Here is a 14,023-nt window from a genome sequence, read left to right on the forward strand (position 1 = left end):
GAGGAGGCGCGTGCCGAGTTGGAGCGTGTGCGCGCTGAACTCTTGGCCGCACAGTCGACAGCGCAGGCCGTTGCTCAGTCGGCCGACGTGACAACGCAGGAACCGAGCGGGGCGCCGCGCCTCCCGGTGAAGCGGAGCAAGAAGAGCAGGAAGCGTAAGCGGTAGAACGCAGACGAAGGGCGGGTTCCCGATCGGGAACCCGCCCTTCGTAGTTTCGAGGGTTCAGACGCTGGCCTTCACTGCGGAAACGAAGCGAGCGAACGCATCAGCTTGGAAGCGCAGCACGGGCCCAGTCGGGCGGGTCGAGTCTCGTACGAACATGCCCTCACTGGCTTGTGCAGCCTCTACGCAATCGCTCGCTGAACCCCCGCTGTAGCTGGACTTGAACCAGTGGAGTTCGCCGGTAGTGATCATGAAAGGGAGGCTCCTACGTACAGGCATCTGTGGCGAACCGCTCGCTAGCCTCAGCGAGGAGGTCGGCCGAGGCGGAAGGGTCGAGCGCCAGTTCTTGAAGTTGACGGAACACCACTCTATGACGGTCCAGTTCCGCGGGTTTCTCCAGGAACAGGGCACCGGTCAGATTGGACGTGTGCACCACGTCCAACCCTTCCTCTTGTCCCCGAATGATCATGAAGCTAGGGCTGTCGGCCGGATGAGCGCCGGAGGAGAAGGGCAACACTCGGAGCTCCAGCGTCGGCCCGACGCTCTCTACCAGGTGGCGCAACTGCTCGCCCATGATCTTCGCTCCTCCGACCTCGCGCCGGATCACCGATTCGTCAAGGACGACGGAAAGGCTCAGGGGAGACGGCCGCCGTAGAACGTCCTGCCGCTTCATGCGCACGTCTACCTTGCGTTCGATTTCGTCCGCGCTCGCGTCCGGTTCGATCACCCGATGCACGGCGGTCGCGTACTCCCGGGTCTGTAGTAGCCCCGGTACGTACGTTGTGGCCCAATGCCACTCGCCCCGCGCTTCGTCCTCCAGCATGAGGAGTGGCGTGATCCGGTGAGGAATGGTGTCCGCGTAGTTGTCCCACCACCCCTGAACATTCGCCGACTTGGCCAGGTCCACGACCGCCTTCCGCTCCTTGGCCGGTACCCGGTACGCGCGGCATAGGGCATCAACGATCACCCATTTAACGGCGCCTGACTTGCCCTCATATCGGCCGACCGTAGCTCGCGAGGTCCCTGCCGCCCGCCCCGTATCCTCAAGATTCATTCCTGCTTCGCGTCTCATGTGTCGCAGCTCGTCGCCCACTTTGCGACGACGCGCCGTCGGTCCTACCTCTGCCATTTCATCCCCTCGCCCAGATCCAGAGCCAGTTTCGCGGTATCGCGCCGTTCTCGGCAAGCGTGGGGAACCTTCTCAAATGAGACTTGGAGAATCTTGCCGTGAGATTCCCATCATGAGACGCGCAGTGCCATACTGCGGGTGTCGCTACACATGGCGTGCGGCTGATCACCAGCCGTGATCTTGCCTATGTGGCGGCCGAGTTGAACGTCCTCATGAGAGAGGGTCACCGTGATCTTGAAATACCCCGGGGGCAGAGTCAGCCAGCCGATCCCAGCCGCCGGCCTTGAGTGCGTCGCCGACGAGCCGGAGCCCGAGCGGTGAGCGCCGGATGGTGCACCTGGCACCAGGGCCAGGCGGCCGATGTCGCCCTCATCGAGGTGATCGAGCAGGGGAGCGGCCCTGGAGGCGGCGCGTATGCGTGCCTGGCCTGCGCGGATCACCTCCTGTCCCACCGGATGCTGAATGACCACGCCCGGCGGGCAATCGCAGCGCTGAAGAAGCGCAGCCGCACCGCAGCCGCAGCCCCGAACGGAACGACCCCATGAACCATCAGCAATCGAGCGCGCGGCAGGCGGAGTACGTAGCGGCATGCCGTGACCAACTCCACCAGGCCCGCAGGCGGATGAGCGAGGGCCTTCTACGAGTGGGGCACGCAGCCCGAAGTGCGCTTCTCCCGACAGACGTGGCACCACTGGCCGCGCACGTCCTGGGGCTCACCTCGGACGCCACCGCGGTGACCGCGCCCGCCATGGACCTAGCCGTCGTACTCGTGCAAACCGAGCCCCACCAGGTCGACGCACTCTCAGGCCGCGCGGTCGGCCTCTGCTGGCGGTGCGAGAAGCACAGGGAAGTCGAATGGGTCGGCCCCGTACCGGTCGGCATCGACCGGCCCCCCATGTACATGTGCGAGCCCTGCCGTACGCGGTGGGTCGAGCTAGCGCATTGGACGCTGCGCACCCGCGACAGCGCCCACCTGTAAGCGGCCCCGGCCAGGTCTGGACACCCGGCCGGGACCTACGCCCCTCACTGCACCTACCAGGAGGACGTAATGCCCGAGGCTACCCAGCCACCGAAGAAAGCCCCCTCCCGGCCCCGGGAGGACAAGACGGCGACGGAGCCCGCCACCGTCCAACGCTGCCAAGAGGACTACCGCAACCGCCGCGCGCGCCGATGATGGAGACCACCACCATGTGCGGCGGGTGCGGCGCCACCGTCACCGCACTCAACGGCCGCTATGCCTGCAAATGCGGCCACAACGGCGACGCCTGATCCCTCCTACGTCGTCCCCCACCCCCGAGGGGGACGGCCGGCTCGTACGACGACGACGTACGAGCCACCCGCGACCCACTCCCCCAATGCGGCCCGAACAGCCCTCCAGCGCCGCAGGGTCGCGGTGAAGCCCCGGTACCACGGTCTCCGCCAGTGGTGCCGGGGCTTCCCTATGGACCATCGCGCCGGAGTACCGTGGCCCCGTACACACCGCGCGTCAGGGGAGGTACCAGGATGAGCGCCGCACCCGTCGAGCCCCCGGCCGGTCAGGGCCAGGGCTACGCCGATCCGCACCGGATCGAGGACGAGGAGGGTCCCCAGACCGTCCAAGAGCTCCGGGCCGCACTCGGCGCCGTCGTCCCCGCCCACCTCCCCGAATTCAACGCTCAGCTTGACGCGGCCGTGACGGCCGCGCTCGATACCGACCAGGTAGGGCGTATCCGAGAGGTCATGGACGAGGGCCGGCATATCTGGGCCCTGTACAGCAGGCCGGAAGTCACGGCCGCGCTTGCCGACTCCCTCGCGGGCCGTGCCGAGCTCCAGCCCTTTCCCCAGGGCCGCACCGCGTGAGCGGTTGGCAAGTAGTCATGCCGTCTCGGCTGGGAGAGACGATTGCGGACCTGGACCCGCCCGCCCGCCGTGCGGTTCACGACGCGCTCGCCACGCTCGCTGAGGACCCCCGGGCAGGAGCCGCTGAGCCGATCAGGGGCGCTGAGATTCGGAGGCTGTTCACGCGGCCGACGGTCGCGACGGGCGACCGGATCACCCTCCTGTATCGGGTGCACGAGGCGGAGCACCAAGTAGAGATCATCTGGGTAATCGCGGGACCGTGATCCGCGCGGGGTGAGGCCGGGCGCGGCCCTGTGCCCCCGCCCCGGGAGCGCCACCGCGGAGTGCCTTTTGACTGCCCCGCCGTCGAGGGCCAAGGCGCAGGCCACCTCTTTGACGGGGGTGGCGGCAGCGGGCCACAGGTCGGGAGGGGACGCCCCGGAGGGCCTGGCGGCCCTCCGGGGTGGTCTGGCGGGCGCCTTCGGCGCGTTCACCGCCAGACCATCCCGCGCAAGCGCGGGACGCCAGGCCGGGCGCCTTCGGCGCGTTCACCGGCCTGGTGTCTGACCCTGCGCAGCAAGCTGCGCGCACCGGGCCAGCCATCCCCTCCCTTTGCTGTGGCCCGCTGCCGCCACCCCCTCCGGTTGTCCGCTCGGTTGGAAAAACCTGTCCTGAGCTGGCGTTTTACATAGACGAGTGAGCTGGATTGCTGTAAAGTTAGTTCTGTTCGGGAGGGGCGGCACACCCCGACCGGCGACCAACATCGAGGGAAGGAAGCCCCAAAATGCGGCAGTTGCTGCCGTCGGCGCTGGAAAGCCGACGCAAAGCCCTTCAGGTAGTGGACTCACTACCGGCCAAGGGCTACCCGGGATTCGTGAACGGGGTTCAGCGCATGGACACAGTGAGCGATGTCTACGGGTGGACCAATGTCCATGCTCACATCAACATGTCTCCCGACGAGGCGTACGCCTTGACCGACAAGAGGTCACCGCACGCCTTGTATGAACTCATGCTGATGTCTGCCGGGGCCACGTCCCGGCCAGGACTGCACGACCACTCACCCGAGTTCGCGAAGGCTCTCGGAGTGGTCGCGGCGTGCTTCGCTGAATACTGCCGCGCCTACGACTTGGGCCCGGTCGTGTCGTGGAGCTACGACCCGAGCACCACGGATCGCGAGTCCATCCAGGGTGAGAAGCGGTTTCACGCTCACCTCGTGGGGCGGACCCGCGAAGAACACGCGGAGGTTGCGGCGAGAGCTGGACGGGCGGGGGGTCTCTCCGCCGTCCGCTCCCGCCGGATCGTGGAGGAAGCAACCGTACTGGGCGCCCTGTTGAGCGCGGACATTGTGGACCGTGACGCGTTGCGGGTGCTCCAGCCCGTTCCCGCCCTCTCCACCCCCACGGCCACGGCTACGGCGCAGTTCTTGTTGCCGCAGGGTTGGGAAAGTCTGACCAGCCCGGAGTTTCGTGACGATCTGGTCTACATTCACCGCAAGTTGCGGAAGATGTATGACGAGATCCTGCGCGTCTGCACCACCGGCACGGCGGGAATGTGGCGGCGGCCCATGGTCCGCGAGTTCGACCCGCAGGAGATCGACGTACCGCTGAGGGCGGCGACCAGGGCCGCGCTCGTGCACTACCTTCGGGGTCTGCGCCCGGAACTGCTGTCCGAGCCGGTTAAGCGGTCCCGGACCGCATTCGTATACCCGTTGGCCGATCTGGCCTACGCGGTAACGATCGCGGAGCAGGAAGGAAAAGTGTATCTCCACGTCCGAACGAACGTGTTCTCTGATCTGGGGGGCGCGGGAATCAGCATCATGAACGGAGTGATCGTGAAGACGAAGAAGGGAGTAGGTGACATGCGGAACGACGAGATCGCAGCCCGGACCGCATTCCAGGCTGATTTCCTCCGTAAGCTTCACTATCACCCGATGGCAGCACGGGCGTTCTTCCCCCGGCTGTAGCCACCAACGGTGTGCCGGACCCGCAAGCGGGTCCGGCACACCGCCGCCCTACCGGCATGGCCCGCCCCAGTGCGGGCCATGCCGCGCGGTAAAGGACAGCCGCAAGCGGCTGGCGTCCGCCCTCTCAAGCGCCCTTCGGGCGCCCGGGCGGACCAGCGGAAACGCCGCCCCCTAAGTGGCCTTCGGCCACGGGCGGCTCCTTCTGCCCTTCGGGCAGGCGCTGCGCGCCGGCCCCCTCAAGCGCCCTCCGGGCGCGGGGCCGCCCCTGCGGGGCTAAGGAGCCGCCTTCGGCGGCCAACCCCCGCCGTTTGAGGAACGCCCGCAACTGCTGCAAAGATTGCCCATGAGAAACCGGGCATGGAAAGGAAACCATGCAAAAGAAAAAGATCGCAGTATTCGGCCCGCCCGCCACAGGAAAAACCACCCTGGCGAAATGGCTGTCATCGCAACTCCAGTACCCTCACACAGACCTTGACGAAATCCTGTTCACCCCTGACGGGCCGCTGCCGCTGGAAGAATTCCGCCGTCAAGCGGGAGAGGTCACGCAGCGAGACGAATGGATTGTCGAAGGGAACTTCTCCAAGCTCGCCGATGTGGTTTGGCACCGCGCCGATATACTCGTCTGGCTCGATTTTCCGCTGACCCTGATCATGTACCGAATCATCCGCCGCAGTCTGCGTCAGCTCACCGGACATGAAGACAGCGCACAGGCCAGGCGACTCACCTGGAGCAAGGCATTCTTTGCCCGCCGGTCACTGTTGCGTACAGCCATCCGCAAGTATCGCAAAAACCGGCCCCGGTATGCCCAACAGGTATCCAGGACGGCAGATCTCGGAATTGAAGTAGTCAGACTCCGCAGCCCGCGACAAGTCCACCGCTGGACAGCGGAACTGAAGAAAGGGCCGATGGAGAGCCACCCTCAAGGAGCAGCCCGGCACACCACCGGCCCCTAACCAACATCCCGACCGGCAAGAAGCCGGCGGAAGGAAGCACCAACCAGCCTACAAGGCCCGCCGCGATCGACAGCCACTCAAGGACCGTCCGACGTGATCCCCCGCAACCGCCCCGTAATCAACGAACCCGACATCGCCCGGCAAGCCGGCACCCCCCTCGCCACCTGGCGCCGCCGCGACGCCCCCGCCTTCCGTCGACGCGTGCCGAATCTCTTCCGCAGCCGCACGCTGATCTACGACCTTGCCCAAGCCCGCGCCTACCTCAGCGGCAAGCCCCTCCCCATCCTGCCTGCCGGCGAGCACCCTGACGACCTCCTCAACGACGAAGAAGCCGCCGCCGTTCTCGGCGTCACGGCAAGCACCGTTCGCGCGTACGCAACTCAGGGCTACCTGTCAGCAGGCAGAACCGTCTACAGCGTCCGCGTCTGGCCCCGCAGCGATGTCGAAGAGCGCCGAGACAACCCGCCTGGACAAGGCAAGGGAGGCGGCCGACCCCCGGGCAGGAGCGGGAGTTGAGCCCGGTTTCGCGTGTGCACGCTAAGAGCCCGGCGGGTGCTTCCGCCGGGCTCTTCGTCTGCGGCTGTGTGGTGCGTGTTCCCTCCGGGGGCCCTCCGGGGGGCGCAACCACGCCAGAGGGGGAGGGGGCACCACTGCCGGGCGGCGGGCCGTCCGTGGCCGGGGTCAAAGAAGGGGGTGGTGGGGGTCCCTCCGACCGGCCGACGCTCCGCACCATGCCACACACCACCGGGAACCTACGCAAGCTCCGGCCCCCGGCGGCGCGCGGCCCACCGTGAACGCCGACCGCCCGGAGGGACCCCCACCACCCCAGGGGAAGCGTGCGCCGAAGCCGCACCCACCGCCACCCGCCAACGGTCAGGGACGGTGCGGGATTTCGGGGAAACTCCCTGCTCAGAGTGGGTGTTTGGGGTGGTGTCACACCCTCCCGTTGCTGTAAAGTGTGTCATGTCGGAACCGGGACAGCGACCGGCCCGCACACCCCAATCACCGAGGAGACCGAGGACATGACCACCACCGACCAGCTCACCGAACTGCTGAAGCTCGCCGACCAGGCGGCGCCGCTTCCCTGGTACGTCGAAGAGATCCGGTACAACGCCAACGGCGGGATCATCAACTACAGCGCGGCCCCCGATTCCCCTATGGAGCCCGACGCCACGTCGACCACGTGGGCGATCTACGGCGCCACCGGGTACCCCGTCGCCGAGCAGCACGTCAACCACGGCCCGGAGGACGACACCACCCCGACGGAGATCGCAGCAGTACGCGCGGCCGCGCACCTCATCGTGGCCGCCGTCGACCGCACCGCCGCCCAGCTCGGCGCGTACGACGAGCACCAGGACCAGCCGCCCGCCGTCGAGGAGGACCAGGACGACGACGCTACGGCCTACCTCTCCCCCGCCCGCGTGCCCGCGTGGCTCGCGTTCACTGACGTGGGCTGGTCGCCGGTCGAGCACGAGAGCGCCGCCGTGTGGCGCGAAGAGCTCCAGTGGGAACACGACCGGCTGAAGACCAAGGTGATCGCGGTTGGCACGAGCGAGCTGGACACCGTGCGCCGCGCCATCGCCGAGGGCAAGCACGAGCCCGGCGAGGACTGCGCGGACGACGCCGAGGCTCTGGCCAGGGCCAAGCACGGGTGCATGAGCCACTGGCGGCGCACGCCGTACGGCGTCGCATGGCTGGACGATTCCCGCTGACCGCCAGCACCGAGCACGCCGGGGCGGGCGCCGCCGCCCGCCCCGGCCCCACCCCGCACGCACGACGACACCGGAACGAGGGAGACATGGCCCGCAGGATGAGCGAAGCCGAGTACCAGGCGATGACGCTGGACGAGGCCGTCGGGGATGACTACGTGGTCGGCGGAGTGGTCTACAGCCGCGTCGAATGGGAGCCCGACGCGGAGGACGGCGTACGCCCCCGCACCGAGCCGGACGGCGAAGAGCCGCCGTTCTAGTCAGCGATCATGCAAGAGGGCCGGTGGTGAACACCCCGAGGGGTGACAGCGATCCACCGGCCCTACCCAATCACCCGCCGAAGCGGGAGACCCCAGCAGTCTAGCCCCAGCCCCGATGTGCCGGCACCACCGGCCGACCTACCCCGAGGAGACCCCGCGATGACGCCCCAGCCACGCCCGGACGACGAGCTCGACCACATCGAGGCCGCCCGGATCCTGGGCGTCGAACCGGGCACCGTGCGCGGCTACGCGTCACGGGGAACCCTCTCGCCCGGCCCCCGCTGGTCCCGCCGCGAGATCGAGGCCCGCAAGAAGGCCGAGGACGGCCGCGCCAAGGCAGTACGCCGTAGCCCCGCCGAGCAGCGCGCCGAGACGGTAGCCCAGTGGCTCACTGCCGCCCAGCTCGGCAAACGCGAGAAGGTCACCCTCCGGGACATCCGCGAGGAGTACGGCGTGAGCGAGCGCACCGCCATCCGCACCCTCGCACGGGCACGCGAGCTCGCCGACGAACCGCAGGACTAGCCGCAACACGCCCTGACGTGCGCAGAGTTGGCCGACACCCCGGTGTGCTGTAATATGTGTCATGTCGGAACGGGAACAGCGACCCGGACCGGCACCCAATCACCCGCACGACGCAGGGAGACGCACATGATCACCACTGACCAGCTCATCGCCGACGAGGCCGCCGAGCGCGGTCGCCGCACCTTCGCCCGCTGGCTCCGTCTCGCCCGCGACAAGGGCGGACGGACCTGGACCGTCTACCCGACGGCCCGCGCCCGCCGGGGCCTGTGGCTCATCCGGCAGTACCGCGAGGAGACAGACGCGTCCCGCTCGATCCCCGGATCCGCCGTCGACCTCATGACGGACGCGCTGCACGCCGCCAGCCGCATGCACGGCGTCGACGTCATCGCGGCCAACGCGCCCGAGCTCGCCGCCGAGGCCCGCGCGGACTTCCTGCCGATGATCCCGGCAGGTGCCGCCGACCCGCTCGACTGGAGCGAGTTCCTGGCGGACATGGTGCTCGCTCTCGCCGAGGAGCACCAGGACGACGACGAGGCGGAGGCCGCGCTCAACGAGGCGTACGGAGCTTTCTCGGAGGAGGACGCGGCCGCGTCGAGCGTCTGGCAGCAGTAACCCGCAGCGCACCGGCCGGGGCAACCGCAGCCCCGGCCGGTGCGCTCAGTCGGCACCCGCGCCCCGCCTACGGAGTCCGGTCCTCCAGCAGCGCCAAGATGCGGTCCACCTTGGTGTCCAGCGCGTCGAAGCGCTCCACCAGCGCGTCATGGCGCTGGTCGCTGACGCGCTCGTGCCGCTCCAGCCATGCGGCGAGTCCGGACGTCTCGGTCTTCACGTGGCCAAGGTCCTGTTTGAGGGCGGCGAGGTCTTCGCCGGTACGGAAGGTGTCGTTCTCGACGTTCCGCAGCCGGTACTCCGTGCTGCCGTCGTGCGGCGCATCCACCGCGGTCCCTTTCCCCTGGTCGTTCACACCCGCCACCGTAGACCCTCTCCAGGTCGTCCGTGCACCGGTCGGTGACGGCCGTACTCGCTGCGGGTTGACGGGGAACCGGCCGGGAAAGCCGCAGTCGCTCGCCTTGGCGTGTGCACGCTAAGCCGTCCCAAAAACGGTCGGTTTCGGGACGGCGGCGGCCGCCGGTCGACACGCCCCGGAACCCAGTCCCGAAACCAGTCCCGAAACTCCGGGGTCCCGCTAGGAATCGGGACGGGTTTTCGGGACACTTGGCGGACCCGGGCCGGATCAGCGACCGAGATCACGATGGAGGGGCGAGATGGAAGGCGTGGCCGAAGAGCTCACGAACAAGATCAGGGAAGTCCTGGACTCGTACGTCGAGCAGGTCGAGGACCTGGACGAGATCGATACCGATGACCTAGCCGAACAACTGGCCATGCGGGTCGAGAGCTTCTACGGGATGTGACCGTGACCGACGAACTGGACGAAGCCGCGCGGGCCGATCTGGTCGAGCGGAAGGAGTGCAAGCGGTGCCGGGCGCCGGCCGGGTCGCCGTGCCGCACGCACATGGGCACCGTGGCGACGCGGTACCACACCGGCCGATATGAAGGCGTGCCCGGACTGCGCTCCGGGCCCCCGATCCGGATCCCGGCCGACCGCAACCCCGGTACTGCGTGGGCCGCCGGGCCCGAACTCCCCGACCAGGCCCCCGCCCGCCCCGGAGACCGCATCGGTTACGCCCGCGTCTCCGGCCGCTCCCAAGACGTCGAGGGGCAGGTCACGGCACTCACCGAGGCCGGGTGCGTGGAGATCTACCCCGAGACGATCAGCACCCGGCACAAGGAGCGGGAGGAGTACCCGAAGGCGCTCGCCGCGCTCCGCGCGAACGACATCCTGACTGTGACGAGGCTCGACCGGCTCGGCCGCGACATGATCGAGCTCATCGTCTCGGCCCAGGACCTTGAACAGCGCGGGAACCGGCTGGAGATCCTGAGCGGCCCCCTCGCGGGCATGTACGACCCGCAGGGGCCCGGGAAGATCTTGTTCGTCATGTTCGCCGCGTTCGCCGAGATCGAGCGCGATTTCATCCGAGACCGCACCATGGACGGGCTCGACACCGCGGCGGCCAAGGGCAAGCGCGGGGGAAGGCCGCGAGCCGTCGACGCCGACCGGCTCGCTATCGCGCTCGCCCGCCGCGCCGAGGGCGAATCCGTACCGTCGATCGCTGAACGGATCGGCATCGGCCGGTCGACGCTGTACCGCGCCATGGACGACCACGACCGCGCGGCGAGCCTCGCGGCGGCGACGGATCTCACCACCAGCAGGAGCGCGTCACAGTGACCAAGGTCCCAGGTCGACCGGTGCGGTTCGTACGGGCGAGTTGTTGCGCGGCGTGGGTGCTGGGGGGCTTCGCCGCCCCCCAGACCCCCGCTGTCCCCGGCACTGCCCGGCGCGGGGAGGCATCGTCACGGCCGCGCGCCGTTCGCGCCGGACAGTACCGGGGCTCGGCTCGCGCGAGTGGCGGTCACCGGCCCCAGTTCACCAACGACGGCCGTAGGGTTCCGCCGTCGTGCGGAGCTCGACCAGAGCGCCGAGGAGAAGTCCGCCCCTCACCGAGTCCTCTACGCCGCGCCAGGCTTCCCCACCCTCCGTCAGGTCGACGCCGCTGTCTGCGTCCTGATCGAGCGTCCCGGCCTGGACCAGCGTCACCAGGACGCGGCCCCTTGCCGCCGCCGTCTGCCAGCTCGGCGTAACGGCTGCCGGCGGTTGGCACAGCACGCGCGAGCGACCGGTGTGCAGTTGCGCCAGGTGCCCGGAGTCCACCGTCACGGAGCACCGCGACAGCGGCCACAGTCCGCCGTTCCATTCCCGCAGCGACAGCCGCTTGAGCCCGGCCGCCTTCAGCCGGACCGCGAGCTCGGCATGCTGGCCCGCATCCGGCGGTTCGATCACTACCGAAGCCCACCGGTCACCGTCGCCGCTCTGGAGCACCCCAAGGCCCCACGTCGATTGCGTCATGCGCTGACCGTAGCGGCGCCGCCGAGGGCCAGAGGGCGTTACGCGCGCATCGTGCCCGGAAGTGGCCCGCCTCAGCGCGGTATCGTCGGGCCGCTGTGTCTCCGCTCACGCCGAGTGCTCGCCGATCGTTGAACGCCGACAGTCCGGAGGGACCCCCACCACCCCGAGGGGAGACGTGCGCCGGGGCCACGTCCGCCAACGGCCGTCGGAAGTACGGAATTTCGGGGAAATCCCCTGGTCAAAGTGGGTGTTTGGGCTGGTGCCGCACCCCTTCTGTGCTGTAAAGTGTGTCATGTCGGAACGGAACAGCGACCGGACCGGCGACCCAATCACCCACCGCATCAAGGGAGAACGGCGATGACCGAGACCACCACTGAGACGGCCACCATTCCCGAGCAAGCCACCGGCCCCACGACGGCCGAGGGCCAGTCCGAGTACGGCGGCCGGATCATCGCCGCCCTGGAATCGGCGTGGACCGCCATCCGTGACCGTCACCCCGATGTGCCCCGCGTCGTCATGATCACGGGCACGGTGCAGCAGCACGGCGGCGCCAGGTGGGGCCACTTCGGCGCGAAGTTCTGGAGCGTGCGTGACGAGGGCCGTCGCGCCGACGAGCTGTTCATCGCGGGCGAGCTGTTTGCGCGCGGCGGCCGCTCCGTCCTTCAGACGATGCTGCACGAGGCCGCTCACAGCCTCGCGGCTGCGCGTGGCATCAAGGACACCAGCAGCTCGGGCCGCTACCACAACAAGCGTTTCGTGAAGCTCGCCGAAGAGCTCGGGCTCACGGGCCCTCAGCGCCCGATCAGCGTGCACGGCTGGACCGGCGTCACCCTGCCCGACGACACAGCCAAGAAGTACGCCGAGGTCATCGAGGACATCGACGCCGCCCGCCTGCCCTACCTCGGCGCCCCGGCCACCGCCAGCGAAGGCGGCGAGGAGAGCGGCGAGGAGGAGGACGGCCAAGAGGACGGCGACCAGGACGAGGAGAAGCCCAAGAAGGGCAAGGGCCGGGCGGGGCGGCGCTTCCGCGTCGAGTGCGAGTGCCCCGACCCCCGCCGCCTCCAGATCACCCCGGCGGTGTTCGAGGGCGGCCCGATCCTCTGCGGAGTCTGCAAGGAGCCGTTCGCCGCCGTCGACCAGGACGACGAGTAACGGCGGCGCCGGAGGGGGCGGCGGCGAACGCCCGCCGCCCCGCCGACACCTGACGATCCGCCATAAACCGGACGCAGCTCTCAGGACGCCTCAGAAAAATCCGCCGACACTCGCCGAACTTGTGGGCACAAGCGACGCGAGTGTGATTGGATCTTTGCATGGCGTCACGTGGACAGCAGCAGCAAGGGCGATCGGGTCAGTTCGACCCTCAGAAGCCCGTGCGTGCCACCCTCACGATGGGTCCGCGCGACGAATTGCGCCCGAAGTTCGAGCAGATGGTCCGGGCGACTGGGCTGTCTCACGCCGAACTCGTACGGATCGCGCTGGACCGCCTGAAGACCACCGAGGACGGCCGCCCCGAAGGGTGGCACCCCAGGGAGGCGCAGATAGCCGGATGACATAAATAAGGCCCCCACTCGCGTGGGGGCGGCTGGCAAGGACGACTGTAGGTCGATCGAGGTTCCTCACAGGACGGCCAATCCACAAAAGAGGTTCCTCGCCCGCAGACCGAGTTGTCTCCCCGGTCCATATCCCCAAGCCGTCCGGCAGCCGCCGGAGGCGGGGTTTTTCGTGCCCTGAGTATTGAAAGGCAACGCCATCGTAGCAAGACGCGACGGCGACGGCACCCCTGTGCCGGAGGCCGGCCCCGACGTGTCGGGCCGGACCGACGATTCTTCGCGTGTACACGCGAACTCTGACGCGGATGCTGTCGCTGCACGACCGAGTGTTTTGTCCCGCTTTCTGCGGGAATTGTCCCCGGGCCGGGTCGTCCGGGCCGCCGTCGCCGACGCGCGCGGCGAATGGCCGAACGCGTACGGCAAGCTGCTCGCCGTCGCCGAGGTGGACGAGGAGACGGGCCCGGTCGCGATGTTCCTCGCGTGCCGTCGCCGCCGCTGGGGCGGCCAGTACCGGTACCGGTTCCTCGTGTTGGACCTGGACGTGGGACGCGGCGGCCGGGCGGCCGTGCAGGAGCAGGCCGCCGCGCTCGCCGAGCTGCTGCGCAGCCACGGCATCGCCGCCGTCCGCGTGGCTTCCGGGCCGGGCGGAGGCGTCCACCTGTGGACCGCCTGCCCCGCCGGGCTCGCCCCCGCCGTCGTCCGCCGTATCGCCGAGGCCGCGACGAGGCTCTACCCCACCGTGGACCCCTACCCCCTCCAGAACCCGCTTCAGGGGGTCGTACGGCCGCCCGGAGCGCTCCACCGCGCCGGAGGCCGCGCCGACCTGACGGACCGTACGCCCGGCGAGGCCATCGCCATGTTGAAGGCGGGGGCGCCCGCCGAGCGGTTCGAGGCTCTGCTGTCGACCCTGGAGGGCATGGCGGCCGCGCCCGCCCTGTGGCCGCAGAAGCGCGCCCGTACGGCCGCCCCGCCCGTACGGACCGGCGAGCAGA

Annotated in this window: 16 protein-coding genes and 2 pseudogenes; 13 read left to right on the forward strand and 5 right to left on the reverse strand. The window is 69.0% G+C overall.

All coding sequences use genetic code 11. From position 1 onward, the window contains the following. Positions 1–222: 222 nt before the first annotated feature. The 3 genes and pseudogenes from ABD343_RS40845 to ABD343_RS40855 all read right to left on the reverse strand — a co-directional run. Positions 223–441 carry a DUF397 domain-containing protein gene (locus ABD343_RS40845; protein ID WP_344535949.1) on the reverse strand — a complete coding sequence of 73 codons (219 nt, stop codon included), beginning with the start codon at positions 439–441 and terminating at the stop codon, positions 223–225. Beyond that, entirely contained in the window at positions 428–1,069 is a 642-nt protein-coding gene (locus ABD343_RS40850) for a DUF5753 domain-containing protein (protein ID WP_344535967.1), read from the reverse strand. Before ABD343_RS40850 ends, ABD343_RS40845 begins: the two co-directional genes overlap by 14 nt. A 15-nt stretch (positions 1,070–1,084) precedes the next feature. Beyond that, positions 1,085–1,291 (reverse strand): annotated as a pseudogene (locus ABD343_RS40855) (helix-turn-helix domain-containing protein); the annotation flags it as partial. 1,503 nt (positions 1,292–2,794) lie between these two features. Between ABD343_RS40855 and ABD343_RS40860 the strand changes: the two are divergent. The 8 genes from ABD343_RS40860 (at position 2,795) to ABD343_RS40895 (ending at position 9,128) form a co-directional block, all read left to right on the forward strand. After that, entirely contained in the window at positions 2,795–3,130 is a 336-nt protein-coding gene (locus ABD343_RS40860) for a hypothetical protein (protein WP_344535950.1), read from the forward strand. 763 nt (positions 3,131–3,893) lie between these two features. Continuing rightward, positions 3,894–5,072, forward strand: a complete 1,179-nt coding sequence (locus ABD343_RS40865; protein WP_344535951.1) for a hypothetical protein — start codon at positions 3,894–3,896, stop codon at positions 5,070–5,072. A gap of 371 nt (positions 5,073–5,443) precedes the next feature. Further along, entirely contained in the window at positions 5,444–6,025 is a 582-nt protein-coding gene (locus ABD343_RS40870) for a P-loop NTPase family protein (protein ID WP_344535953.1), read from the forward strand. Between the two features lie 93 nt (positions 6,026–6,118). Continuing rightward, positions 6,119–6,541: a helix-turn-helix domain-containing protein gene (locus tag ABD343_RS40875; protein ID WP_344535954.1), complete on the forward strand. Its 423-nt coding sequence runs from the start codon at positions 6,119–6,121 to the stop codon at positions 6,539–6,541. Between the two features lie 506 nt (positions 6,542–7,047). Further along, positions 7,048–7,737 carry a hypothetical protein gene (locus ABD343_RS40880; RefSeq protein WP_344535955.1) on the forward strand — a complete coding sequence of 230 codons (690 nt, stop codon included), beginning with the start codon at positions 7,048–7,050 and terminating at the stop codon, positions 7,735–7,737. Between the two features lie 98 nt (positions 7,738–7,835). After that, a complete protein-coding gene (locus ABD343_RS40885; protein WP_344535957.1) occupies positions 7,836–7,994 on the forward strand; it encodes a hypothetical protein in 159 nt (52 codons plus the stop codon). Positions 7,995–8,153: 159 nt separating this feature from the next. Continuing rightward, positions 8,154–8,516, forward strand: a complete 363-nt coding sequence (locus ABD343_RS40890) for a hypothetical protein (protein ID WP_344535958.1) — start codon at positions 8,154–8,156, stop codon at positions 8,514–8,516. Positions 8,517–8,642: 126 nt separating this feature from the next. Next, complete coding sequence (locus ABD343_RS40895) at positions 8,643–9,128, forward strand: hypothetical protein (RefSeq protein ID WP_344535959.1); 486 nt, start codon at positions 8,643–8,645, stop codon at positions 9,126–9,128. 67 nt (positions 9,129–9,195) lie between these two features. Here the strand turns inward: ABD343_RS40895 and ABD343_RS40900 are convergent, their stop codons facing one another. Then, entirely contained in the window at positions 9,196–9,480 is a 285-nt protein-coding gene (locus ABD343_RS40900; protein ID WP_344535960.1) for a hypothetical protein, read from the reverse strand. A 310-nt stretch (positions 9,481–9,790) separates the two neighbouring features. On the opposite strand from ABD343_RS40900, the gene ABD343_RS40905 reads away from it, so the two are divergent. Next, positions 9,791–9,928, forward strand: coding sequence for a hypothetical protein (locus ABD343_RS40905; protein WP_344535961.1), 138 nt, complete (start codon positions 9,791–9,793; stop codon positions 9,926–9,928). A 2-nt stretch (positions 9,929–9,930) separates the two neighbouring features. Next, positions 9,931–10,803, forward strand: a complete 873-nt coding sequence (locus ABD343_RS40910) for a recombinase family protein (protein WP_344535962.1) — start codon at positions 9,931–9,933, stop codon at positions 10,801–10,803. Between the two features lie 198 nt (positions 10,804–11,001). Here ABD343_RS40910 and ABD343_RS40915 read toward each other — a convergent pair whose 3' ends face one another. Further along, on the reverse strand, positions 11,002–11,481 hold the full coding sequence (locus ABD343_RS40915) for a hypothetical protein (RefSeq protein ID WP_344535963.1): 480 nt from the start codon (positions 11,479–11,481) through the stop codon (positions 11,002–11,004). A 357-nt stretch (positions 11,482–11,838) separates the two neighbouring features. Here ABD343_RS40915 and ABD343_RS40920 point away from each other — a divergent pair, with 357 nt between their 5' ends. The 3 genes and pseudogenes from ABD343_RS40920 to ABD343_RS40930 all read left to right on the forward strand — a co-directional run. Continuing rightward, entirely contained in the window at positions 11,839–12,633 is a 795-nt protein-coding gene (locus ABD343_RS40920; protein ID WP_344535964.1) for a hypothetical protein, read from the forward strand. Between the two features lie 218 nt (positions 12,634–12,851). After that, on the forward strand, positions 12,852–13,031 hold the full coding sequence (locus tag ABD343_RS40925; protein ID WP_344535966.1) for a hypothetical protein: 180 nt from the start codon (positions 12,852–12,854) through the stop codon (positions 13,029–13,031). A gap of 352 nt (positions 13,032–13,383) precedes the next feature. Next, a pseudogene (locus tag ABD343_RS40930) lies at positions 13,384–14,023 on the forward strand (hypothetical protein); the annotation flags it as partial.

The sequence above is a fragment of the Streptomyces albiaxialis genome (assembly GCF_039530985.1).
Taxonomy (GTDB): domain Bacteria; phylum Actinomycetota; class Actinomycetes; order Streptomycetales; family Streptomycetaceae; genus Streptomyces; species Streptomyces albiaxialis.